This window comes from Brevibacillus sp. FSL L8-0520 (genome assembly GCF_037963895.1).
GTDB classification, from domain to species: domain Bacteria; phylum Bacillota; class Bacilli; order Brevibacillales; family Brevibacillaceae; genus Brevibacillus; species Brevibacillus borstelensis.
Map to the genome: position 1 here is coordinate 2,373,945 of NZ_CP150171.1, position 24,457 is coordinate 2,398,401.

A 24,457-nucleotide genomic window follows, 5' to 3' on the forward strand; every position below is an offset into this window, starting at 1 on the left:
CCTATGGGTGCCGATATTAAAAACGCCAGTCAGCCGTTTCTTACCAACGACCAAGTAAAAGAACTGATTGCCCAGAGCCAGGATGGGGATGCACAAGCGCGAGAGCTGCTTGTAAACAGCAATATTCGGCTTGTCTGGTCAGTTGTTCAGCGTTTCATCAATCGTGGTTATGAAGCCGACGACCTGTTTCAGATCGGGTGTATCGGACTTTTGAAAGCCGTGGACAAGTTCGACCTGAATTACGATGTGAAGTTCTCCACGTATGCCGTTCCCATGATCATCGGTGAGATACAGCGCTTTTTGCGGGACGACGGCACTGTAAAAGTAAGCAGGTCGCTAAAGGAAACCGCAAACAGGGTAAGGCGGGCGAAAGACGAGCTGTACAAGCAGTTCGGACGGGCTCCTACGATCTCTGAAGTGGCGGAAGCGGTAGGAATTACACCGGAGGAAGTGGTGTTTGCCCAGGAGGCAAGCAGGGCCCCTTCGTCGATCCATGAAACTGTATTTGAAAATGATGGCGATCCGATTACACTGATTGACCAGATCGCAGATGAAAGTGTCAACAAATGGTTTGAAAAAATCGCGCTGAAGGATGCAATCAGCCGTTTGACAGAAAGAGAACAGCTGATTGTCTACTTGCGCTATTACAAGGATCAGACCCAATCAGAGGTGGCTGAGCGGCTGGGTATATCTCAGGTCCAGGTGTCCCGGTTGGAAAAGCGAATCCTGCAAACGATCAAAGACCAGATTGAGCATTAGCTCAGCCTGGTCTTTTCTTATGTGCATGGCTTTTGTCCACACGCACATACTAGCAGGACATAGTCTTTGAAAGGAGGGGGAGCAGATGAACCAGCCGCTGTTTCTCAAGCTGCGCAAACGGTTGGCTGTCAAGCCGAACGCGACGATTACGCTGGGAGATATTTGCCAGCTGTATTGGGATGGCGACCGTGAAAAAGCATTGGCCCGTCTGCCTGTCTATCAGGTGAAACCTGCTGATGGAAACCTCATTATCATTGATATTATGCAGGTCATCAAACAAATCCGGCGCGTGCACCCCGAGCTGGCATTGGAGGTACAGGGCGCGGCTCATATTGTCGTAGAAGTTTTGAACCCTCGCAAAAAGGCAAATCTCCTCATGGTTACACTGGTATGGGTCCTGCTCTTCGTCGGTGCCGGTCTTGCGATTATGAACTTCCACACGGACGTCAGCATGCTGCAGGTCCATCAGCGCATCCACTATTTGATCACCGGACAGGCAAGCGACCAGCCCCTTTGGTTGCAAATCCCTTATTCCATCGGGATTGGTCTGGGGATGATCCTGTTTTTCAACCATATTTTTCAGAAGCGAATCAACGAAGAACCCAGTCCGTTGGAGGTTGAGCTGTTCTTGTACCAGCAAAATCTCGATCAGTATTACATTCAGCATGAAAATAAGGAGAATGAGCGGATCAAGCCATGAGCAGCTTGTGGCAGCATATCTTGCTGGCAATCATCGGACTGGGTGGAGGGCTCGCTGTAGGCAGCGGGTTCGTTGCTTTTATTACGGTTCTGGACATTATCCCCCGGCTGGCTCAGCTCACCAACGCACATCGCTACATACGAGCATTGGAATGGTCACTGGTTAGCGGCGCTCTGTTTTTTACGCTGGCCGATTTTTTTCAATGGGTGGCCGCATTGCCTATCTTGTTTACTTCTATCTACGGCGTATTTGCAGGTGTCTTCGTAGGCACATTGGCCGCCGGACTGACCGAAGCACTCAACGTCTTTCCGATCTTGGCAAAAAGGCTCAACATGGACTCGAAATTGATTTTCTTGTTGATGGCGATGGTTCTCGGGAAAATCATCGGATCTCTTCTTCAGTGGTGGCTGAAGCTTTGACCCGCCGACTGGTAAATTCAGCCATTCATAGAATGGAGACGAGGAGACAAGATATGGATATGTGAGTATGTTGACCAGACAGGACGAGTGGGAGGAACAAAGATGGCGACAAAATCGAAGTCCAATGGTTCGAATCAAATGACGAAGCAGCTCTATCAGCAGCAGGCGGCGAAGTACCAGCCAAAACGGAACGTCCTGCTCAATTCGATACGCGCTTTTTGGGTTGGGGGGGCCATCTGTCTGCTGGGCCAGGTGCTGCAAAACATCTATATCAACTTCTTCGGATTTTCGGAAAAGGCTGCGAGCAATCCTACCGTTGCCACGCTCATTTTCCTCTCTGTGCTTCTGACCGGACTAGGCATTTACGACAATATTGGACAGTACGCAGGTGCGGGCTCAGCGGTACCTGTCACCGGATTCGCCAACTCGATCGCTTCTGCAGCGATTGAGCATCGAAGCGAAGGATTCGTTCTTGGAGTAGGAGGAAATATGTTTAAGCTGGCCGGCTCCGTCATTGTTTTTGGCGTGGTCGCCGCTTTCATAGCCGGCGTGTTGAAAACGGTTTGGAAGATGATCGTGTGAGGGGAGCTGCTATGAATAATGGATCCAGCGATTTTCGGGTAAGCCGGCAGACCTGGCACTTCCCGAATGACGTCCGCATTCTATCAACAGCCACTGCTGTCGGACCAAAAGAAGGGGAGGGACCTCTCGGAGCCTTGTTCGACAAGGTCTACGACGATATGTATGCCGGACAGGACTCGTGGGAGAACGCGGAAAGACAGCTGCTGGAGGATGCCGTTAATCTCGCTTTGGACAAAGCGAATCTGAGCGGACAGGACATTGACGTGTTTTTCGCCGGGGATTTGCTGAACCAAAACATTACGACCAGCTTTACTGCCGAGAAGGTGTCGATTCCGCTCATGGGCATGTACGGGGCTTGCTCGACTTCGATGCTCACCCTGGCCAATGCCGCTGCCCAGATCAACGCCGGGTATGCGAATAAAGCATTAGCCGCTTGCAGCAGCCACAATGCGACAGCCGAGCGGCAATACCGTTATCCAACCGAGTACGGCGGACAGAAGCCGCCATCGGCACAATGGACGGTGACAGGAGCGGGTGCTGCCGTTGTCGGTACTGGCGGGAGCGGGCCGCGGATTACGTACGCCACGATCGGCAAAGTCGTCGATATGGGGATTAAAGACCCATTTGACATGGGATCGGCGATGGCGCCTGCTGCAGCATCTACCTTGCAGACACATTTCAAGGATACCGGCCGCAATCCGAATGATTACGATTTGATTGTAACAGGAGATCTCGCAGCCGTCGGATTTCCCATCCTCAAGGACCTGATGAAAATGGATGGGTACGATTTGGACCGGGTTTACAACGACTGCGGTCTGATGGTGTACTCGCCGGATCAGGAGGTTTTTGCCGGCGGCAGCGGATGTGCCAGCAGTGCAGTAGTGACGTACAGCTATATCATGGACCAGTTGAACAAAGGAAAGCTAAACAAGGTTTTGGTATGTGCAACTGGTGCATTGCTAAGCCCGGTCAGCTATCAGCAGGGCAACTCCATTCCCTGCATAGCCCATGCGGTTTCGATAGAAGGAGGAGGAAGCTGATGGAATATGTGATCGCCTTTGTTGTTGGCGGATTGATTTGCGTGATCGGTCAGTTGTTGCTGGACGTGGCGAAGCTGACCCCCGCCCACGTGATGAGCACGCTGGTCGTCGCCGGGGTTGCGCTCGATTTTATTGGCGTCTATGACAAGTTGATTGATTTTGCCGGTGCGGGAGCGACTGTTCCGATCACCAGCTTCGGCCATTCCCTATACCATGGCGCCATATCGGAAGCGGAGCAGCACGGCCTGATCGGAGTCGTTACGGGAATCTTTGAAGTTACGAGTGCGGGCATCTCCGCCGCTATCGCGTTCGGGTTCCTGGCGTCGCTAGTCTTTAAACCAAAGGGATGATCCCCCCCGTGAAGAGGAAGGGGAGAGGTGCATGCCAGAAAAGCGACGGAAGGTCATTCTGATCACAGACGGTGATCATGTAGCGCAAAGAGTGGTAGAAATGATAGCCAGAAAGATTGGGGGACGAGCGGTTTCGTTGTCGGCGGGGAATCCGACGCCGCTGAGCGGAAGCCAAATGGTCGAGCTGATCAAAATGACGCCGCAAGACCCCGTTCTGATCATGTTTGACGACAACGGAGACAGGGGTCGGGGCCGCGGAGAGCAGGCAATCGAATACGTTGTCAAACATCCCGATATCGAAGTGCTGGGTGCGATTGCAGTGGCATCCAATACAAAGTGGGTGAACGGGGCTGCGGTCAAGGTTTCCGTGGACAACCTCGGCCGGATTGTCAATGAGGCTGTTGACAAACACGGTTATGCGGAAACAGAGCTGGAGAACCGAATCTACGGAGATACCGTCGATATCCTGAACAAGCTTAATGTGCCCAATATCATCGGAATCGGCGATATTGGAAAAATGCAAGGGAGGGACAGCTTGCGCAATGGTTGCCCGATTACCATGGCTGCAGTGAATTGGATATTGGAAAGGAGCGGGTTCCATGCCGGAAACCAAGAGTGAGAAGAAGCGGCTGATCGTGGAAGATCTGGATGAAAACAAGGAATACCTAAACGACAAGCTTGGCATTGGATTTAGCTTTGACGTCGGGGTTCACGAATTTACAGTTGGCCGGACTCGCATTTTGTTGTACTACATCAATGGCTTTGCGAGCGACAACATCATTACGCAGGTTCTCCGGGATTTGAATGACTTGCGGGAGAGAGAGCTGCCTGCCGATGTTTTTGAGCACTTGTACCACAGATATATTCCTTACTTTCAAATGGCCAAGGTGGCAACGGCAAATGAGTTCATCGATAAACTGCTCGTCGGTCAGGTAGGACTCGTCATCGAAGGTTCACACAATGCCATCATCATGGACGCAAAAGTGTTGCCGACACGCTCGCCAGAGGAGCCGGATACGGAACGGATTGTACGCGGTGCGCATGACGGTTTTACCGAAACGCTTGTGCTCAACACCGTACTGACACGCAGGCGTATCCGGGATGAACGCTTGCGGTTTGAGATCATGCAAATCGGAGAAAGGACAAAAACGGATGTAGCCATCGCCTATATCAAGGGTGTGGCCAATACAGAGCTGATTGATAAATTAAAACACCGGCTGCAAAATATCCAGATTGACGGCATCCCGATGGCCGAGAAGACGGTGGAAGAGTTCATCATCGGCAAGACCTTTAATCCGTTTCCGCTCGTACGCTATACGGAGAGGCCGGATGTGGCCGCCGTCCATTTGCTGGAAGGGCATGTGCTGATCTACGTGGATACCTCGCCGAGTGTCATGATTACACCGGCCACGTATTTTCACCATGTACAGCACGCAGAAGAATACAGACAGACCCCCGTCGTTGGAGCGTACCTTCGCTGGGTGCGTTTCTTTGGCATCTTTGCTTCGGTATTTTTGCTCCCCGTCTGGCTGTTGTTGGCCATGCATCCATCGCTCATCCCCGAACCGCTGCATTTCATCGGGATCAAGGACAAAGGGAGCATACCGCTGCTGGCACAATTTTTGATGGCGGAGGTTGGACTTGATCTGATGAGGATGGCTGCCATACATACGCCTTCCCCTCTGTCAATCGCGATGGGTCTGCTGGCTGCGATCTTGGTCGGGGATGTCGCCATCGACGTCGGGCTGTTTGCCCCTGAAGTCATTTTGTACCTGGCCGTCGCAGCTGTCGGTATGTTCGCGACTCCCAGCTACGAGCTGAGCTTGGCAAATCGGCTGGTACGGATATTCTTGATCCTGATGGTCGGATTTTTCTCGACTGCGGGTCTGATGATCGGCTTGCTTGTCGTTCTCATCGGTCTCGCTGTGACACGCTCTCTCGATACGCCGTATCTGTGGCCGTTCATTCCCTTCAACTTTAAAGCCATGAAGGATATCTTGGTGAGGATGGCTGTCCCGATGAAAAACAGACGGCCGAGCATTGTCCGTTCACCCAACTCTTCCCGGCAATAAATATTCTGACAATGAAGGCTTCACCCATTGTCAAATGCGCTTTATTATAGTAAATTGATTGATAAGCCAAAGCAGGTAGAGGTGGCAACTGTAAGGTCATACAGTTGCCTTTCTATATAGAGAAGCGGCGCTACACGAACATTTATCCAGCAGCGTATCGGGGAGGATTTGGGGATGTATCTACACGGAACTAGTCGAGTCAATGAGAAGGGCCACTTGGAAATTGGAGGTTGCGACGTCACGGATTTGGCTGCTGAGTATGGAACGCCTTTATACGTGTACGATGAAGCGCTGATTCGCAGCAAGTGTCGAGCCTTCGTGGACGCTTTTCGCGAATCGGGATTTTCATTTCAAGTAGCATACGCCAGCAAAGCGTTTTGTACGATGGCGATGTGCAAGCTGATTGAAGAGGAAGGGCTGTCCCTTGACGTCGTGTCGGGGGGAGAATTGTTCACGGCTCTCCAGGCTGGCTTCCCAGTGGAGCGTATCCACTTTCATGGCAATAACAAGTCCATAGAAGAAATAGAGATGGCTCTGGATGCCCGGATCGGCTGCTTTGTCGTTGACAACTTTTATGAGCTTTCGCTGCTGGCCCAGCTCGGCGAGGAAAGACAGGAGAAGGTAGCTGTACTGCTGCGCGTGACGCCAGGCGTAGAGGCGCATACGCATGAGTACATCTCCACTGGGCAGCAGGATTCGAAATTCGGGTTTGACGTAAAGAGCGGGCAGGCTTTGGAAGCGATCCGCCAGGCGAACGAAAGCAAGTGGCTGCATCTGCTCGGTGTCCACAGCCATATCGGTTCGCAGATTTTTGAAACAGACGGATTTTTGGTCGCGATCAAACGTTTGGTGGAATTGCTTGAAGAGGCCAAAGAAAAATTCGGTTTTATTTCCCAAGTGCTGAATGTCGGCGGCGGGTTTGGCATTCGTTATGTAGAAGGCGATACACCGCTGGCGCCGGGCGATTATGTCAAAGCGATCACGGCTGCGGTTCGGGCCGAGCTTTCCGACCGGCAAATGCCGCTGCCTGAGCTGTGGATTGAGCCGGGCCGAAGCATTATCGGCGATGCAGGAACCACTTTGTATCACATCGGGTCCCAAAAGGAAATTCCCAATGTTCGCAAGTACGTCGCTGTCAATGGCGGGATGACCGACAACCTGAGACCGGCTCTCTACCAGGCCCAGTATGAAGCAGCAATTGCCAATCGGATGAACGAGGCTGACACGGAAACGGTCTCCATCGCGGGAAAGTGCTGCGAAACCGGCGACATGCTCATCAGGGACATTGCCTTGCCTCGAGCGAAAGCCGGCGACATTTTGGCTGTCAGCAGCACAGGCGCATACGGCTACGCCATGTCCAACAATTACAATCGCATTCCGCGCCCCGCCGTTGTCTTTGTTCATGACGGTACGGCGGAACTGGTCGTAAAACGAGAAACATTTGCCGATGTGGTAAGTCAGGACGTACTGCCCAAAGGCTCGAAAGTGTTGCGCTAACCGATATCAGTCCAAGACCTTCCCTCTTGTACAGGGGAAGGTCTTTTCTATTCGTCCTCTGATCCATTCGTTCTCAAGACTGCTGCATTTATAAAATGTTCATTAACTCTTTACATGGCCTTAAGAGTCCCTTGTCATAATGAGGGGGCGAGGAGGCAAGAGCCATGATGTGGTCTAAATTGCGAAAGCGATTCCGCCGATTTTCCGTCTTCGCTCTGGACAAACGTCGAACGATCACGTCGATGATTGCCGAGGAAGTGGGCAACGGTGCGACGGTCGTCCTGTTTTACGTAGACATCGTCAAATTGACGGACATCGAAAATCGCTATGGGGATTTGATCGCGAAAAGAGTGCTGCATATATTTGAGCGGACGCTGCCCACGGTCTGCCAGGATGTACTGGAGATCAAGGGGCGGGTATTAGCCATTCAAAAGCTGTGGGGAGACGATTTTGCCATCTATGTTTCCTTTCCGAAAGGCTCCCATGAGGAGGAATGCCGGCTTCTCTCGATCAGCTTTCAGGAGCAGGCCGAATTGCAGCTCAATCGGCATGTGAGCTTTGTCAACCGGGAGGACCTGCGGGTGCATATCGGCTATGCGGCATTTCCTGGCCAGGACGTCGTCAAAGAGATGTACACGTCTGTCAAGCATGCCGTCCACATGGCGAAATACGGGATTTCTTCTGAGAAGTATACATTCGTGACACAGTACCACAAGCTGCTGCAGGATGAAGACATTCACACGCAGTTCATGCCGATCGTCGACCTGCGGGACGGCATGCCGCTCGGGTGGGAGGCTTTGGCCAGAGGACCGGAGAACACGCCTTTTTTCTCTCCCGCTGCCTTGTTTGGCTATGCCGAGGAGACGGATACCGTGTTTCGGCTGGAGCATATTTGCAGGAAGCGGGCATTGGAGCATCTCCGATATCTAAAGCCGCACCAAAAGATGTTTATCAACATTGATCCGAGAGCGATTGACGACCCGTATTTATTGCGCGGGGACCTGATCAAGCTGCTGGAGCAGACCAAGCTGAATCCGCATAATATCGTACTTGAGATTACCGAGCGGCATGCCATCAGCAATTACAGCGTCTTTCGCAAAATTATCGAGGAATACCGGAAAAAGGGGTATCTGGTGGCGGTCGACGACGCCGGAGCGGGCTATTCCAGTCTGGAATCCATCACCGAAATCTATCCCGATTTCATCAAGCTGGATATGTCGCTCATCCGCAATATTGACGTCGATCCGATCAAACAGGCGCTGCTGGAAACGATTGTGCAATTCGCTGAAAAGGTGAAGTGCAAAATCATCGCCGAAGGCATCGAGACGGAACGGGAGCTGGAGTCGCTGATGGAGCTGGGGGTTACATACGGACAAGGCTTCTATCTCGGATCTCCGGCAAAAGGGATGGCACACATCTCGGGCGAGGCCATGAATTTTCTTCGCCGTGTCCGCGAAGCAAGCGCCAAAACAGATCGGGAGCCGCGGATTCACGCCCCCGTCATGACTGACATTGTGACCAAGACGATCTGTGTGGGAAAACAGACAAAAGTGCGTCAGGTCCATCAAATCTTTGAACAGAACCAGCGAATCGAAAGTGTCGTCGTGCTGGAAGAAGGCAAACCGATCGGGCTGGTGATGCGATTTCAGCTCTATCAAATTTTGGGAGGGCAATACGGGATCGCACTTTACTATGAACGGCCGATTTCGCAAATCATGAATACGAATCCGCTCACGGTCAAAAAAGACGACCAGATAGATGAGGTGTCCAAAAGGGCAATGGCCCGGGATGCCTATCACCTCTACGACGTCGTGGTGATCACCGGTGACAATGGGGAATACATCGGAATTATTACGGTTCAGAGCTTGCTTGATAAAATGGCGTCCATCAAGCTCGAGATGGCCAGCTCTGCCAATCCGTTGACAGGGCTGCCGGGAAACGTCCAGATCGAACGGGAGCTGCAGGCGAGGATCAAAAGAAGCGAGCAGCAGGTCGTCATTTACTGTGATCTGGACAGGTTCAAATGGTTCAATGATCGCTACGGGTTTGAAGTGGGCGATCAAATTATCGTGAGAACGGCCAGACTGTTAAAGGAAGCGGTGCAGCACTATGGCAATGAGCGCGATTTTCTCGGACACATCGGCGGGGATGATTTCATCGTCATGACAACGCCAAATTGTCTGGATGCGATGACTGCTTTCATAATCCAGGCGTTTTCATCCTATTTCTTAGATATTTATCACAGGCGCAATCTCACAGACGCGAATGGACTGTCGATGTCGATGGCAGGTGTGCGGCTTTCACCAGGACGATTTGGCAGTGTCGAGGAGCTCGCCCAGCAAGCCGCTGCGATGAAAAAAATCGCCAAAAGCATTCCGGGAACCGTATTTGTCGCCGACAAAGCGGAGGAGCACGGGGTCAGTTTTTCTGACGCAGTCCAGGAGTGTTAAGGCATTCTGTCGGATATTCGAACTGCTTGCTTGTCCGCGGTGTGTCAGGGAAATAAGCGTGTCACTGCGCTCGGGGCATTGCACCTTTGATCTACTGTTTTCCTTTTTTGTCTGATTCGCGTATAATCGTAGTCGTACATATTTCGAGACTGAAAGGGGTCCTTACATATGAGCAAGTATGCAACAATCGAATTGGAAAACGGCGGAACCGTAAAGCTGGAGCTGTTTGAAAAGGAAGCGCCCGGCACGGTAGCCAACTTTGAAAAATTGTCCAAAGAGGGTTTCTATAACGGCCTGACGTTCCACCGCGTAATCCCTGGCTTCGTTGCCCAAGGCGGCTGCCCGCATGGCACTGGTACTGGCGGCCCTGGCTACACCATCAAATGCGAAACCAAAGGAAACCCGCACAAACACGTTCGCGGCGCTCTGTCCATGGCTCACGCAGGCAAGGACACAGGCGGCAGCCAGTTCTTCATCTGCTACGATGCTTTCCCGCATCTGGACGGCGTTCACACCGTTTTCGGACAAGTGGTGGAAGGCATGGAGCACGTAGACAAAATCAAGCAGGGCGACAAAATGAAGGAAGTAACGATTTCTGAATAAAAAACGCCGAATGTGGCACAAAACCCGCGAATCGATGACGCGGGTTTTTTTATGAAGACCGGCCAGCAGAATATACCGAGGCTGCAATCAACCAAGAAGACCGAATCAAGGATTGACATATATTGGCGGTTTGTGATAAATAGTAGTTATAAGTCAAACTACTAACGGAGCAATCATGGAAGAAATCTACAGAGAACTGCAAAAACTGAACTTTTCCTTGTACGAGTGCAAAGCTTATGTCGGCTTGCTGCAAGGGTCGCCGGTTACCGGATACGAGCTTAGCAAGCGTACCGGAGTGCCCCGTTCGATGATTTATGAGGTGCTCGGCAAGCTGCTGGACAGAGAGGCCGTTCACACCGTTCCTTCCGATCCGGTCAAATACGCTCCAGTCCCTGCCAAGGAGTTGATTGGCCGTCTGCGAAAAGGCATGGAAGAGACGCTCGATTACCTGGAGCAGGCCTTGGATTCTGTAGGAAATACGACGGAAATGGACGTGATCTGGCATATTCGAGGCAAGCAGGCAGTGTTAAACGAGATGCTGGCCGTTATGGAGCGAAGCAAGCAGGAATGCTGGCTGTCGGTCTGGGAGCAGCAGTACGAGGCTTTGCTTCCTTGCGTGCAGACACTGCTGAAGCGGGGCGTTTCGGTTTACTCGATCCTGTTCGGCAGCGAGGATAAACGCTTGGGGAGTACCTTCCACCACAATTATATGCCGCCAGAAGTGGTTGAGGAGCGGATGGGCGGAAGACTGACGATCGCGGCTCGGGACGGAGAAGAAGTGGTCATTGCCCACTTTTCGGAAAAGGGCGTGGCATGGGCTGTCAAAACGACCGATCCTGCACTCGTTCAGGTTGCAGTCGAGTACATCAGGCATGACATCATGATCGAAGAGCTGACGAGAGAATTTGGCTCTGAAAAACTGGAAAAGCTTTGGCGCAGCAATCGGATTTTGTCCGAGGTAGTGACCGGCAAGCGGTTCATGGAAGAGTGAACCGTTTTTTACCGGCACTATATTAGTCGTTAGTATACTAACTTCATAAACAGGAGGAAACAGAAATGACCCAGACATTGTTTTTGGAGGACAGCTACAATCAGGAATGCACCGTTTTGATAAAACGGGTAGACGGCGAAAAAGTCATTTTGGATCAGACCATCTTTTATCCGACTGGCGGGGGCCAGGAATGCGATACAGGTGTATTGATGCAAAATGGGCACGCATATGAAGTCTATCAGGTCAAAAAGGAAGCTGGCCAAATCGTTCATTACGTAAAGGGTGCCGAGACGCTGAACGAAGGAGAGGCAGTAGTAAAGATCGACTGGCAGCGCCGGTACGGGTTGATGCGGCATCACAGTCTGCTGCATGTGCTCGGAGCGGTCGTTTATGAAAAATACGGCGCTCTTTGCACCGGAAACCAAATATATCCCGAGCGTGCGCGCATTGATTTCAACCAATTGCAGGACTTGTCCTCAGAAGAGGTGGAGGAGATTGTCAGAGAAGCGAACCGCATCATTGCCGAAGATCATCTGATCACGTACCGGACTGTCAGCAGGGAGGAGGCCGAGGCGACTTCCGGCATGATCAAAACGATGATCAGCCTGCTGCCTCCAGCCGTCCGTGAGGTGCGGCTTGTGGCGATCGGCTCAATCGATGAGCAGGCTTGCGGGGGCACGCATGTAAAGCGAACGAGTGAAATCGGGTCATTGGTGATCACCGATATAAAAAGCAAAGGGAAAAACAACAAGCGGATGGAAGTAAGGGCCGTGCTGCCGGCCGCGGTGGAAAGCTGATGAACGAGCAACAACAGATGGCCTCGTGGAAGCAAGGAATCCGGGATTCCGTCCCCGTCGGCATGAGCTTTCTGGTCTTTGGCGGGATATTCGGCATGCTGGCTCTGCAGACTGGCATGAGCACAGCAGAAAGCGTATGGATGTCCTTTTTTGTACATGCGGGCTCGTCGCAATTTGCGGTTCTGCCCATGCTGGTGGAAGGGGCTGGCTTTTGGACGATGGTCATGGTCACCTTTTTCATGAATTCGAGGCATTTTCTTATGGCGATGTCTCTGGCTCCCTACTATTCCAGGCAAAACAAAAGATTTGCCGATCTCATCGCGTTTTTCCTGTCAGACGAACAGTATGCGATCACCTACAACCGGATTCAGCAGTACGGCTTCGACAAGTCCTACATTTTATCCGTAAGCCTTTTTCTGCATTTGTTCTGGGCGCTGGGTACATGGCTGGGCAGCTTGTTCGGGTACTTGCTGCCGGACCCGCAAAGGTTTGGGCTTGAGTACAGCTTCACCGCCATGTTTCTTGCGCTGTCAGTCGGCATGCTGTCTTCGCCAATCCGCGTAGCGATTTTCCTCGGCTGCGGTGCTGTGGCCTGTCTTTTGAGCATGGCCTCAACCAGCGGCCTGCATGTCCTGGGAGCCGGACTGCTCGCATTTGCAGTCGGATTTATCCGAAAGCCCGCAGACGGAGGCAAGGGAGCGCAAGGAGAGGAGCGAAAAGCGGGATGAACGGCGATTTGCGTATGTTTTTGCTAATCCTGGCGATGGGCATCGTGACTTATTTTACGCGCAGGGCGTTTCTTACCTTGCCGGAGTCTTTTTTCACTGCGCGGCTTAAAAACGGCCTGGACATGATTCCGCTGGGCATATTCGCTGCTTTGATTTTTCCCTCCCTGTTTGTCAAGGGAGGGGAGTGGACCTTTAATCCGTTGTATGCGGGAGCAAGCGTCATTTGTGTACTTGTCATGATCCGCTGGAAAAATGTGTTCCTCGGCTTCGGGATCAGTCTTTTTCTCGTGCTTCTCGTCAAATTCCTGGCGCCAGTCTCGGCTTGATTCCTTCTCCTCCGCGAACAGACAGGCTTGTAAGCCCGGCGCTCTGCTGGTATGCTAGAAGATAGCCTTTTTACGGAGGAGAACGGAATGGACTTTGGGAATTTGTTTCACTTTGATTGGGAGACGGTGCCCTTTCGCCTGATTGCATTTGTCATCGCCTTTACGTTGCATGAATGGGCACACGCCTTTGTCGCCTGGAAACTGGGAGACGACACCGCGAAACAAATGGGGCGTCTTACGCTAAACCCTGTTCCGCACATCGATCCCTTCGGATTGATTTTGATCTTGTTCGGTCCTTTTGGCTGGGCCAAGCCCGTACCGTTCAATCCGATTAACTTTCGCGGCAACAAACGGCTGGGGATCGTCTATGTTGCAGCGGCGGGACCGCTCGTGAACTTTATTTTGGCCGTCTTTTTCATGGTCATTTTCGTCGTGGTGATGCAATCCGGCGTACTGCTGGACATGAGCGACAAAATGAGCCTCGCCATCAGATTGACGCTCGTCAACTGTGTGGTCATCAACTGCGCGCTGTTTGTATTTAACCTGCTGCCGATCCACCCGCTGGACGGGTCGAAGATCGTCCGGTTTTTATCGCCGCGCCGGTGGGACAGCTTCTTTTACAAATGGGAGATTTACGGCCCGTGGCTGTTGCTGTTGTTAATTTTCTTGCCTGCGATCAGGGGGCTGATCCTGGGAGTGCCGCTGGAATTAGCCCTGAAGAGCGTGGAAGAAATTGCTTTTTCAATTTTAGCGCTGTTCTAGTCAAGAAACGAGGGAGAAGTCGTGTCTTACAGCATCAAACTTGATTCCTTTGAAGGGCCGCTTGACCTCCTCTTGCATCTGATCGACAAGGCGGAAGTGGATATTTACGACATTCCCATCGCGGAGATCACCGAGCAGTACTTGGCGACGATCGACACGATGCAAGAGCTTCAACTGGACGTGGCCAGCGAGTTCGTGGTAATGGCAGCGACGCTGTTGTCGATCAAGAGCAAGATGCTATTGCCGCGCAAGGAAGAGCATGTCTTCCAGCCTCATCTGGATATGGAAATGGAAGAGATCGATCCCCGCGAAGAGCTCGTTCAGCGACTGCTTGAGTACAAACGATATAAAATGCTGGCGGAGAATTTGCGTGAGATGGAAGTAGGCCGCAACCAGGTGTTCACCCGTCCGGCGGAAAATTTGGCCCCCTATGTGCGCGAAGAGGAAAATACGGTGAAGGACGTAACGCTGTACGATCTGCTTCACGCCTTGGAGAAGCTGGTAAAAAGGGTAACCCAGACAGACCCGGTGGCCAAAGTATCCCGTGATGAAATTTCGATCAAGGACAGGATGCAGGAAATCCGCCAATTGTTGAAGGTTGGCGGAGGGATGGTTCGTTTCTTTCAGTTGTTTTCAGCGAATGCCACGCGCACGGAAATCGTCACGACATTTCTCGCCTTGCTGGAGCTGATGAAGTCCAAGCACATTACATGCGTACAAACCAAGCTGTTTCATGACATCATGATCTGTGAACAATCGAAAGAAGGGGGCCTTTAGCTGATGGATTATGACAAGCTGAAAGGCGTCATTGAGGGGCTGCTGTTCATTTCGGGCGATGAGGGAATCGACGCCAAGCAAATTAGCGAAATCGTCGAAGTGCCCGAAGAGACGATTGTCGATCTGATCGAGGATATGAAGGCGGATTTTCGCCGAGCCGGGCGAGGGATCCAAATTGTCGAGGTAGCCAGAGCGTATCAATTGACGACACTGCCTGAGCATGTTCCCTACTTTGAACGACTCGCTACTTCCCCCAGTCAGTCGACCCTTTCCCAGGCAGCCTTGGAGACGCTGGCAATCGTGGCCTACAGACAGCCGATTACGCGTTCGGAAATCGAGGAAATTCGCGGGGTAAAATGCGAGAAGGCGCTGAATACGCTGCTCTCCAAGCAGTTGATCCGGGAGGCTGGCAGAGCCGAAGGCGTAGGGCGTCCCATCTTGTATGCCACGACGAAAGAATTTCTCGAGCATTTCGGGCTGCGCGAACTGAGCGATTTGCCGGAACCGCCGGTCAGTTTAAATATTGAAGAAGCGAGAATGGAGGCTGCAGCACTCTTTGGCAGCCCGGAAGAACCCGTAAACGACTAGCTTCGTCCAGGACAGATTCGGTACTATTGAATAACTCGTCCCCATATACTGGTACAAACACTGGTATCGCAAAATGGGGAGGACGTTATGAACGTACGGAAATATCTGTCCGGCGCGCTCGTCGTTTTTCTTTTTTTCCTGCTAGGGACGCCGAATGTCGCAAGTGTGAAAGCCGCATCCAAAGCACCCGGAATCTCAGCGGAAGCGGCAGCCCTGATCGATGTAGCCAGCGGTCGGATTCTGTATTCCAAAAACGGTTCGAAAAAAATGAGGATTGCCAGCTTGACGAAGACGATGACAGCCATTGTTGCGATTGAAAACGGCCGGTTGGAGGATATCGTGAGCGTGCCGAAGGAAGCTGTCGGCGTGGAGGGCTCCTCGATTTATTTGAAAAATGGCGAGAAGCTGACGCTGGAGGAACTGCTGTACGGACTGATGCTTCGCTCCGGAAATGACGCAGCGGTTACTGTAGCGCATCACATTGGCGGTTCGGTGCCCGGTTTTGTCTACCTGATGAACGAGAAAGCGGCCATGATCGGGATGAGTCACACCAATTTCACCAATCCGCATGGACTTGATGACAGCAACATGCACTACTCTACAGCGGAAGACATGGCAAAGCTGTCCGCCTATGCGCTGAAAAATCCCGTCTTTCGGCAGATCGTTTCCACGAAAGTAAAAAACATCTCCTGGGAAGGCGAGGAGTACGACCGCCGGCTGCAAAACAAGAACAAATTGCTCCATCTGTACCAGGGCGCAGACGGCGTGAAGACAGGCTATACCAAGCTGGCGAAAAGATGTCTCGCATCCTCGGCGACCAGAGACGGAAGGCAGTTGGCAACGATTACGCTCAATGCACCGGATGACTGGAATGATTCGATGGCGTTGATGGATTGGGGCTTTCAGCAGTTTTCCAATGTCACCGTGGTAGAAAAAGGGGAGATCGTGGAGACAGCGTTGTCCGACAGGGGCCAGGGGATCAGGCTGGCGGCGCTCAACGAATGGATTTATCCGCTGCGAAAAGAGGAAACCGCACAGATCAAGAAAAAGGTTGTCTTGACCGAGAAGCAGGTCAGCCAAGCGCTCGCGGGGAGTCATGCCGGCTTTTTGCAAATATTTATCGGCGACCGGCAGATCGGGCAGGTTCCGCTCGCGGTTCTGGGCGACTCGCCGACCATGGCGAAAAGCGGCCATCATCCAACCTTCTGGGAGAGGGTATGGAAGATCATCGCAGGGGGAATGTGGAGTGCTTAACTACATCTGGCTTGCCTTGATCGTGATCAGTATCGTCGTTGGTGCGCTCAACGGCCGGATCGAAGCGGTGAACCAGGCGGCTTTCGAGGGTGCCAAGACGGGGGTGACCGTCTGCTTTGGCCTGTTGAGTGTCCTGGCGTTCTGGATGGGGATGATGCGGATAGCGGAGAAGAGCGGCCTTTTGGAAGGGCTGGCCAGGCTGCTTTCGCCCATTATCAGCCGCCTGTTTCCCGACGTGCCGAAAGGCCATCCGGCGATGGGATACATTCTGTCCAATATGAGCGCCAACCTGCTGGGGCTGGGAAATGCCGCTACTCCCATGGGACTGAAGGCGATGGAAGAGCTTCAGAAGCTGAACCCTGACAAGCAGAAGGCCACTCCTGCCATGTGTACGCTGCTTGCGATTAATACCGCCAGTATTACGCTGATACCGACGACGATGATTGCTATTCGCATGCAATACGGCTCAGCCAATCCTGTAGAAATTGTCGGCACGACCTTGCTTGCATCCTTTGGCGCTACTGTTGTCGCCCTCACACTCGACCGCCTGTACCGCTACCGTCACGAACGCAAAACAAGATAAGGGGGCGCAGCCATGTACCAATGGATTTCCATGATCTCTCTGTGGGCTATCCCGGTCATGATCGCCTTTATTTTGGTTTATGGCTGGAGCAGGAGCGTTCCTGTATATGAGACGTTTGTAGACGGGGCAAAGGGGGGCCTGACCACCACAGTCCGGATATTGCCCCACTTGGTTGCGATGATGGTAGCTGTCACGATGTTTCGCGAGTCGGGTGCGCTGGAATGGCTGCTCTCCCTGATGTCGCCGCTGCTGGAGCTGCTGCATGTCCCGGAGGAAATCGTCCCGCTCGCCTTGCTTCGTCCGATTACCGGGACAGGATCGCTTGCCGTAGCGACGGATATGATTGCACAGTACGGCCCGGACTCATTTTTGGGAAGATTGGCAGCGACTATGCAAGGAAGTACAGATACGACCCTGTATGTGCTGACTGTCTATTTCGGAGCGGTGGGCATTCGCAATTCCGCTTATGCTCTGCGCGTGGGTCTATGGTCCGACCTGGCCGGGGTCATTTTTTCTTTGGTGATCGTATCCTACGTGTTTGGATAAAATGCTTCGCTGCACGCTGATGTATCCGTGTTTTGTCTGATTAAAAGAAAAGCCAAACACTCTGAAGGCTGCAGAGCGTTTGGCTTTTTTCGTCCTGGATGATCAAGCGAGGTGACATGCGGTTAACTGCGCTGATTGACCGTTTTTGCTATATCGACAAGCTTCTTCATCGTCCGTACGACCTGCTGAAGCTCGTCGAGATCGACCTTTGAATAGTAGCTATTGATGAGTCGCATATCGATCGACTCAAGTACCTTTTTATACTGCTCACCCTCTGCGGTCAGCTTGAGAAAAAACTCGCGCTTGTTCGCGGGATTGGGCTGGCGGTATATCAGCTGGCGGCTTTCCAGCTTCGAGATGACCTGGCTGACTGCGCTTTTGGAGATGTTGAAGCTGTTGGCCAGCTCATTGGAGGTGATCTCGTCCCTTTGAATGATTTGCAGCATGATAATCTCCTGCTGCGCAGTCAGCTTATACTGATCCAGCTCTTTGGTATCGTTTAAAATCAAGGCGTTAAACTCGTCAATCGCCTTGTGCAATTCGGTTGTTACCTGCTGATATTGCTCGAACATCCGCAACACTCCTGAGAAAAGTAGAATGAACGGCATAAGTGAAGAACATAACCATCCTTATTATTGTAACGATAAGGTCATGGTTCGTACAGGCTTTCCATTGAAACATCATCAGCAACGAAGACAATGCGACGTGGCGGTCATTGCTTGCTGCCCCAGCCTGCAGCGACAGTAGGACTGGTCGGCACCGGCTGTTGCAATCGGTTTATGAAAACAACTGCGAGAGCGGTAACTGCCTGAACGGCAGGGTAGACAAACCAGATCCCGTCTACTCCAAACCATTTCGGGAACAGCCATAGAAACGGAGGGACGAGAAGCAATCCCTGGCTGGCAATGATCACTAGCGATTTTTTTATTTGTCCAATAGACTGGAAATATTCGGCGTAAACCAGGTTGTATCCGAGAAACAGGTACGCCAGAAAGAACATGCCTATCCCTTTTACCGTAAGAGTAAAGAGCTCTTCAGACTGGACGTCGAACAAATTGACGAGCGGGCCGGCAAATACAAATCCGCAGCAGACGGCGACAACTCCGGCAACCAAGGCGGTCTGCACACCGAGCCTCAGGCTTTTTTTCAGCCTTCCGAAAAGACCTGCTCCAAAATGGAAGCTGGCGATCGGCTGCAGCGCTGCGCCAATGCCCAGGAACAACAGAACCATGACGGCGTGGATGTAGTTCACGATCGCGTAGGAAGCGACACCAGTTTCACCCATCGCTTTCATGAAAGCGATGTTGAACCCGATGGTCACGATTGCTGTCGACGCTTCAGCGACAAAGCTGGGAAATCCGATGCTCAGGATGTCTTTGAAGATTTTCGGCTGCAAGCGGAAGGCAACGACCCGCAGAGTGCTGCTCCTTCTGAGAAAATGGGTCAGCAAGACGAGAAAGCCGACTGCCGCAGACAGGACCGTAGCAGCCGCCGCCCCTTTCACACCCATGCCCCAAATGAAAATGAACACATAGTTGAACAAAATGTTCAGGATCGCTGTGACGATCAATGAAGCCATCGAAAGAGTCGGGTTTCCGTCATTGCGGACAAAGACACTCAAGATATTTTCCAGTACGTAGACAAAGCCAAAGGCCAGGAGCACAGTCAAATAATCCCGAACGTAGGGAAGGATGACTTCGTTTGCTCCGAACAGATAGGCAATCTCATCGAGCTTCCATAGACAAAGGGCGGTAATGGAAGCTACGAGGAAAACAGCAAGTGCTATGGCGTGAGAAAAGATCGTTCTCGCTTGCTTGCTTGATTTCATTTTGTCCCAGAGCGATCGAGTACATGGTAGCCCCGCCCATCCCGATCCAGAGTGAGATGGAGAGAAAGATAGAGAAAGCGGGGACCGCGATATTGACCCCGGCCAAACCGTTAGGTCCCACACCGTGCCCGACAAAGATGCCATCGACGACGATATTGATCGACATCAGCAGCATGCCGAGGACAGAGGGAATCAAATACGAAATGAAAAGCTTTCTGATAGGTGTTTCTCGCAATTTTACGCTAGTATCTGTCATGATAAACAAGCTCCTGTTTCTATATGGTTAAGTTAACTTAACTAAACTCTAATATATTTATGCCTCGTTGTCAACCCACTTGAAGAAACTTGCAAACCAGCAGGGAGATTTTCCGTTGTTCTTGTCCACACTGGTAAGAATGGGTATGATGTTGTAGAGGTGATTCGACATGGAACGTTTACAGAAGGTGCTGGCAAATGCAGGAGTTGCCTCTCGTCGACATTGCGAGGAGCTGATCGTCCAAGGCAGGGTTCAAGTCAACGGTCAGATCGTGAAGGAACTGGGGACACGGGTTGATCCGGATAACGACAAGATCAAGGTCGATGGAAAGCTGGTGCATCTCGAAAGGAAGATATACGTCTTGCTGTACAAGCCCACCGGCTACATCACCAGCGTCTCGGATCCGCAGGGAAGACGGGTCGTGGTCGATTTGCTAAAAGGAATCAAAGAGCGCGTCTATCCAGTCGGGCGTCTCGATTACGATACGTCAGGTCTGCTGCTCTTGACGAACGACGGAGAAATGGCTCATATGCTCACCCATCCCTCCTATGAGATGGACAAAGTGTACAGGGCATGGGTCAAAGGGGTTCCTGCCAGAGAGAAAGTGAGCCAGCTCGAGAGCGGGATCAGGCTGGAGGACGGAATGACCGCGCCGGCACAGGCCAAGCTGCTGAAAACAACTTCGGCTCGTGACCGTTCACTGCTGGAGCTCACCATCCACGAAGGACGAAATCGGCAGGTGCGCCGGATGTGCGAAGCGATAGGCCATCCGGTATTGAGTCTGGAGCGCATCCAGTTGGGTTTTTTGACATTGGAGGGCTTGCAGCCGGGGCAGTATCGCCCGCTTACTTCTGCTGAGGTAGAGAAAATAAAGAGCGGACTTTCGGCGGGTCCAAAAAGAAGGAAACGGCATCGTTAAGCCGTTTTTTGCGACGTTCAAAATCTGTTCATATGTTGTAGGCTGTCAGAAAAAAAAGCAAGGCTATAATAGAAGGGAAATATGGGTAACAAACGAGAGCTGCATACCGCCGAACCGTTTATCTGGTTACCCAAAAGATGCAGGATGGGAGCTAGGGCAGAATGGACAAAAAGAATCGTACATACATCAGGGTGGCGATCCTGGGTGTTTTGCTGGCGGCGCTCGTCTTCGCCGTTTATACCAGTTTCGTCAAGGACCCCAATGCAGTCAAAGTAGGGAAGGAAGCCCCCAACTTCAGCCTGGAGCAGTTGAACGGCCCGGCTGTCACGTTGTCGGATTTCAGAGGAAAAGGCGTCATTCTCAACTTCTGGGGTACCTGGTGCGAACCATGCAAAAAAGAGATGCCAGATCTTCAGAAGCAGTATGAGGCTTACAAGGACAAAGGCTTGGTCATCCTCGGGGTGAATATCGGAGAATCTCCTGTTACAGTTGAGCCGTTTACGAAGCAATTCGGGATTACGTTCCCGATCCTGATGGATAAGCAATCGGAGATTACCAAGCTCTATCGAATCGTTCCAATTCCCAGCACATTTTTCATCGACCCGGATGGAAAGGTGCAGGAAATCTTTTTGGGACCGCTCAACGAGGACATGATTACACAAAAAGTGGCAAAAATCTTGCCTAAGTGAGGAGCAATATGGATCAGATAAAATGCGAATGCGGTCATGCCAATCCGGTCGGAACCATGCTCTGCGAGTCGTGCGGCAGGCCGCTGGAATTGGAGATCAAAGGAGAAGCATCGTTCCCGGACATGCGCTATGAAGGGATGGCTCGCCGTTCACAGACGTACTCCCGGACCATCATCGACCGTATCTGGAACTACTTCTCCTCGGTAAAGGTTGCTATCGGCATTATCGTTATTATTTTAGTCGCTTCGGCAATTGGAACCGTTTTCCCCCAACAGCAATATATTCCTGTTCCGGTTCCGACAGAGCCGGACGTCGCGAGGTTTTACACCGAAACATACGGAAAGCTGGGAACGATCTACTATACCCTGGGCTTCCACAATATGTACTCATCCTGGTGGTACGTCACGCTCTTGGTAGCGCTGGGTACGTCGCTTGTGATCTGCAGTCTGGACCGGGTTATCCCTTTGTACAAGGCGCTGAGCAAACCGCGCGTCAATCAGCACAAGTCCTTTTTGAAAGGACAGAAATTTTACGGCGAAGCCGAATTGCCTGCAGAAACAGACTCCGCCGCATTGGTGGAAGCCGCTTCGGCAGCATTGCGGAAAAAGGGATACCGGATTTTCCAAAACGATCAAGCGATGATGGCGGAAAAAGGCCGTTTCAGCCGATGGGGCCCGTACATCAACCACATCGGTCTGATCATCTTCTTGCTTGGTGTGCTGCTTCGGAATGTCCCGGGCTTCTATCTGGACGAATTCGTCTGGGTACGCGAAGGGCAGACCATAGCGATCCCGGACACGCCGTACTACGTCAAAAATGTTCAGTATCACACAGAGTACTGGAAAGAGGAGGAAATGGCTCAGGAGCTGGATCTCAAAGGCGGAGCCGTCGTAAAGAGTTACCAGACAGACGCCATCCTCTACCTCAACAAAAATGCTGATCTGCCAGGGGCCAACCCGGATCTGGTCGAGATCAAAAGCGGTCCGATCATCGTCAACCACCCGATGGAACACGAAGGACTGGCCCTTTATCAAACTGGCGTTCAGGAAATGCAGCTGGGAGCCTTGAATTTTGTTCTGGTCGACAAAAAGGCCGGCAACAAGGAGATCGGACCGATCAAGCTGGATCTCTACAATGTCCCGGCTGAGCAACAGGTCGCAGATGGTGTCAAGGTTCGCGTCCTGGATTACTTCCCTGACTTTGTGATGGGAAAAGACGGGAAGCCGGCGACCCAGACGAATTTGCCGAAAAACCCGATGTTTGCGCTCGAAGTTGTCTCGGAGGCGGACAACGCTTCAGAAAAGCTGGTCTATCTGAGCGGATCGATTATTACGGAAAAAGACGACTCCCGCTATACACTTGAAATAAAAATGCCGGATCTGATCGACATCAGCGGTTTGATGGTTCGCAAGGACAAGGCTGTTCCGCTCATCTATTTCGGCTCCTTTATCTTCATGATCGGCGTGGCGATGGGATTCTTTTGGCAGCACCGACGCATCTGGCTCCAGTTCCATGGCACCAGAGTCATGTTGGCCGGACATACCAACAAGAACTGGTACGGTTTGAAACAGGAGGCGGGGGCGATGATCGAGCAAGCCAAACTGCCGATTGCGATCGAAGATAAATCAAAAGCGTAAACAGCTTTGAGGAGGTTTTTAGACGTGCAGCTTGTACAATTAAGTGATTGGTTGCTGGATATTGCTTTCGTGCTGTACGTGTTGGCGTCCATCGTTTTTGTCGTAGCCATGACGGGGAAAAATTGGGCGGGACGCGATCCCAAGCAGCATGAATTAAAATACGGCCGGATCGCCTATTGGCTGGCGCTCATCGGCTTTATCGCCCAGACTGGGTACGTCATTTTCCGTTGGATCGCAGGGGGCCACAGCCCGACGAGCAACATGTTTGAATTTATGGCCTTCCTGGATTACTGTATTATCCTTGCGTATCTGATTATTTATCGTATTTACAAGCTTACCGTGATCGGCGCGTTCGTTCTGCCGCTCGGTGTTATCATGCTTGCTTATTCCTACGTTTTTCCAAAGGAAATCACGCCTTTGATTCCTGCTCTGCAAAGCTACTGGCTGCATATTCACGTGACGACGGCAGCTTTGGGAGAAGGGATTCTCGCTGTCGGCTTTGCCGCAGGCTTGATGTATCTGGTGCGTACGGTACCGCAAGAAGCGGCTACCAAAAGCACGCGCTGGCTTGAAATTGTTCTGGCAGTCGTCATGATGCTGGTGGGCTTTATCGGTATGGAATCTACTTTTTCGCGCCTGGATCACAAAACAGTATTCGAATTGCCAAAAGAACAATTGAACTTTCAGGGTGAAATGGAGAAAATGAAGGTAGAGTATACGCTGCCTGCAATCGTCGCTCCGGAAGGATCGAAGATTATCCAGGCAGGTCCCATGACACCGCTGTTTACAGCTCCGAGCTGGATGGAAGGAAAAGACGCGGCTCGAAAGCTCAACACGATGATCTGGTCCGTGATTTCCGGTTTGGTTTTGTACGGGGGATTGCGCTTGATCCTGCGCAAACGGTTGGGGGCGGCTATGCAGCCAGCCGTCAAAGACATTGACCCCGAGTTGATCGATGAGATCAGCTACCGGGCGATCAGTATCGGATACCCCGTATTTACGCTGGGCGCCTTGATCTTCGCGATGATCTGGGCAGAAGAAGCCTGGGGACGCTTCTGGGGCTGGGACCCTAAAGAGGTATGGGCGCTGATCGTATGGCTGTTCTACAGCGCATACCTGCATTTGCGCTTGTCGCGGGGATGGATCGGGGCGAAATCCGCCTGGATGTCTGTCATCGGATTTGTCATCATTTTAATAACGCTTGTCGTCGTCAATCTGGTGATTGCCGGATTGCATTCTTACGCAGGCGTGTAAGGGAAAACTGGATGTCTAAAAAGCTGGTTTTGATGCCAGCTTTTTAGACT

The 24,457-nt window shown here is 51.9% G+C and carries 26 protein-coding genes and 1 pseudogene; 25 read left to right on the top strand and 2 right to left on the bottom strand.

Annotated features, from left to right (window positions below):
• Window positions 1–3: 3 nt before the first annotated feature.
• The 21 genes from sigF (at window position 4) to NSQ24_RS11920 (ending at window position 17,824) form a co-directional block, all read left to right on the top strand.
• Complete coding sequence (sigF, locus tag NSQ24_RS11820) at window positions 4–759, top strand: RNA polymerase sporulation sigma factor SigF (protein ID WP_003387187.1); 756 nt, start codon at window positions 4–6, stop codon at window positions 757–759.
• 85 nt (window positions 760–844) lie between these two features.
• Window positions 845–1,459 (top strand): stage V sporulation protein AA, encoded by a 615-nt coding sequence (locus NSQ24_RS11825; protein WP_003387186.1) that lies wholly within the window; start codon window positions 845–847, stop codon window positions 1,457–1,459.
• Entirely contained in the window at window positions 1,456–1,878 is a 423-nt protein-coding gene (locus NSQ24_RS11830; protein WP_003387185.1) for a stage V sporulation protein AB, read from the top strand. Before NSQ24_RS11825 ends, NSQ24_RS11830 begins: the two co-directional genes overlap by 4 nt.
• Window positions 1,879–1,980: 102 nt before the next feature.
• The gene (gene spoVAC, locus NSQ24_RS11835) at window positions 1,981–2,460 is read left to right on the top strand and encodes a stage V sporulation protein AC (protein ID WP_003387184.1); all 480 of its coding nucleotides are present in this window, start codon (window positions 1,981–1,983) and stop codon (window positions 2,458–2,460) included.
• A gap of 11 nt (window positions 2,461–2,471) precedes the next feature.
• Window positions 2,472–3,500 (top strand): stage V sporulation protein AD, encoded by a 1,029-nt coding sequence (gene spoVAD / locus NSQ24_RS11840; RefSeq protein WP_003387183.1) that lies wholly within the window; start codon window positions 2,472–2,474, stop codon window positions 3,498–3,500.
• Entirely contained in the window at window positions 3,500–3,850 is a 351-nt protein-coding gene (gene spoVAE / locus NSQ24_RS11845) for a stage V sporulation protein AE (protein ID WP_003387182.1), read from the top strand. The genes spoVAD and spoVAE overlap by 1 nt, the downstream gene beginning before the upstream one ends.
• 31 nt (window positions 3,851–3,881) lie before the next feature.
• Window positions 3,882–4,469: a stage V sporulation protein AE gene (locus NSQ24_RS11850; protein ID WP_003387181.1), complete on the top strand. Its 588-nt coding sequence runs from the start codon at window positions 3,882–3,884 to the stop codon at window positions 4,467–4,469.
• A complete protein-coding gene (locus tag NSQ24_RS11855) occupies window positions 4,450–5,922 on the top strand; it encodes a spore germination protein (protein WP_339167866.1) in 1,473 nt (490 codons plus the stop codon). The genes NSQ24_RS11850 and NSQ24_RS11855 overlap by 20 nt, the downstream gene beginning before the upstream one ends.
• 174 nt (window positions 5,923–6,096) lie before the next feature.
• Complete coding sequence (lysA, locus tag NSQ24_RS11860; protein ID WP_003387175.1) at window positions 6,097–7,419, top strand: diaminopimelate decarboxylase; 1,323 nt, start codon at window positions 6,097–6,099, stop codon at window positions 7,417–7,419.
• 167 nt (window positions 7,420–7,586) lie between these two features.
• Entirely contained in the window at window positions 7,587–9,869 is a 2,283-nt protein-coding gene (locus NSQ24_RS11865) for a bifunctional diguanylate cyclase/phosphodiesterase (RefSeq protein WP_339168038.1), read from the top strand.
• Between the two features lie 168 nt (window positions 9,870–10,037).
• A complete protein-coding gene (locus NSQ24_RS11870; protein WP_003387173.1) occupies window positions 10,038–10,472 on the top strand; it encodes a peptidylprolyl isomerase in 435 nt (144 codons plus the stop codon).
• 175 nt (window positions 10,473–10,647) lie between these two features.
• Window positions 10,648–11,463, top strand: a complete 816-nt coding sequence (locus NSQ24_RS11875) for a helix-turn-helix domain-containing protein (RefSeq protein ID WP_122958411.1) — start codon at window positions 10,648–10,650, stop codon at window positions 11,461–11,463.
• Between the two features lie 65 nt (window positions 11,464–11,528).
• Window positions 11,529–12,260: an alanyl-tRNA editing protein gene (locus tag NSQ24_RS11880; RefSeq protein ID WP_003387171.1), complete on the top strand. Its 732-nt coding sequence runs from the start codon at window positions 11,529–11,531 to the stop codon at window positions 12,258–12,260.
• Entirely contained in the window at window positions 12,260–12,988 is a 729-nt protein-coding gene (locus NSQ24_RS11885; RefSeq protein WP_003387170.1) for an AzlC family ABC transporter permease, read from the top strand. Before NSQ24_RS11880 ends, NSQ24_RS11885 begins: the two co-directional genes overlap by 1 nt.
• Complete coding sequence (locus tag NSQ24_RS11890; RefSeq protein WP_003387169.1) at window positions 12,985–13,314, top strand: AzlD domain-containing protein; 330 nt, start codon at window positions 12,985–12,987, stop codon at window positions 13,312–13,314. The genes NSQ24_RS11885 and NSQ24_RS11890 overlap by 4 nt, the downstream gene beginning before the upstream one ends.
• An 87-nt stretch (window positions 13,315–13,401) precedes the next feature.
• Window positions 13,402–14,076, top strand: coding sequence for a site-2 protease family protein (locus tag NSQ24_RS11895; protein ID WP_003387168.1), 675 nt, complete (start codon window positions 13,402–13,404; stop codon window positions 14,074–14,076).
• 21 nt (window positions 14,077–14,097) lie between these two features.
• Entirely contained in the window at window positions 14,098–14,853 is a 756-nt protein-coding gene (locus tag NSQ24_RS11900) for a segregation/condensation protein A (RefSeq protein WP_003387167.1), read from the top strand.
• A 3-nt stretch (window positions 14,854–14,856) separates the two neighbouring features.
• On the top strand, window positions 14,857–15,441 hold the full coding sequence (gene scpB, locus NSQ24_RS11905; protein WP_003387165.1) for an SMC-Scp complex subunit ScpB: 585 nt from the start codon (window positions 14,857–14,859) through the stop codon (window positions 15,439–15,441).
• A gap of 87 nt (window positions 15,442–15,528) precedes the next feature.
• Entirely contained in the window at window positions 15,529–16,695 is a 1,167-nt protein-coding gene (locus NSQ24_RS11910; RefSeq protein WP_031931830.1) for a D-alanyl-D-alanine carboxypeptidase family protein, read from the top strand.
• Window positions 16,688–17,278 carry a nucleoside recognition domain-containing protein gene (locus NSQ24_RS11915; RefSeq protein ID WP_003387162.1) on the top strand — a complete coding sequence of 197 codons (591 nt, stop codon included), beginning with the start codon at window positions 16,688–16,690 and terminating at the stop codon, window positions 17,276–17,278. The genes NSQ24_RS11910 and NSQ24_RS11915 overlap by 8 nt, the downstream gene beginning before the upstream one ends.
• 12 nt (window positions 17,279–17,290) lie before the next feature.
• A complete protein-coding gene (locus NSQ24_RS11920; protein ID WP_003387161.1) occupies window positions 17,291–17,824 on the top strand; it encodes a spore maturation protein in 534 nt (177 codons plus the stop codon).
• A gap of 122 nt (window positions 17,825–17,946) precedes the next feature.
• Here NSQ24_RS11920 and NSQ24_RS11925 read toward each other — a convergent pair whose 3' ends face one another.
• Both NSQ24_RS11925 and NSQ24_RS11930 read right to left on the bottom strand, forming a co-directional pair.
• Window positions 17,947–18,396: a MarR family transcriptional regulator gene (locus tag NSQ24_RS11925; RefSeq protein ID WP_003387160.1), complete on the bottom strand. Its 450-nt coding sequence runs from the start codon at window positions 18,394–18,396 to the stop codon at window positions 17,947–17,949.
• 140 nt (window positions 18,397–18,536) lie between these two features.
• Window positions 18,537–19,908: pseudogene (locus NSQ24_RS11930) on the bottom strand (MATE family efflux transporter).
• A 169-nt stretch (window positions 19,909–20,077) separates the two neighbouring features.
• Between NSQ24_RS11930 and NSQ24_RS11935 the strand changes: the two are divergent.
• The 4 genes from NSQ24_RS11935 (at window position 20,078) to ccsB (ending at window position 24,407) form a co-directional block, all read left to right on the top strand.
• Complete coding sequence (locus NSQ24_RS11935; protein ID WP_003387157.1) at window positions 20,078–20,827, top strand: pseudouridine synthase; 750 nt, start codon at window positions 20,078–20,080, stop codon at window positions 20,825–20,827.
• A 161-nt stretch (window positions 20,828–20,988) separates the two neighbouring features.
• On the top strand, window positions 20,989–21,516 hold the full coding sequence (resA, locus tag NSQ24_RS11940; RefSeq protein WP_031931834.1) for a thiol-disulfide oxidoreductase ResA: 528 nt from the start codon (window positions 20,989–20,991) through the stop codon (window positions 21,514–21,516).
• Between the two features lie 8 nt (window positions 21,517–21,524).
• Window positions 21,525–23,153 carry a cytochrome c biogenesis protein ResB gene (locus tag NSQ24_RS11945; RefSeq protein ID WP_003387155.1) on the top strand — a complete coding sequence of 543 codons (1,629 nt, stop codon included), beginning with the start codon at window positions 21,525–21,527 and terminating at the stop codon, window positions 23,151–23,153.
• Between the two features lie 24 nt (window positions 23,154–23,177).
• Window positions 23,178–24,407, top strand: a complete 1,230-nt coding sequence (gene ccsB / locus NSQ24_RS11950; RefSeq protein WP_003387154.1) for a c-type cytochrome biogenesis protein CcsB — start codon at window positions 23,178–23,180, stop codon at window positions 24,405–24,407.
• The last annotated feature ends 50 nt before the right edge of the window (window positions 24,408–24,457 follow it).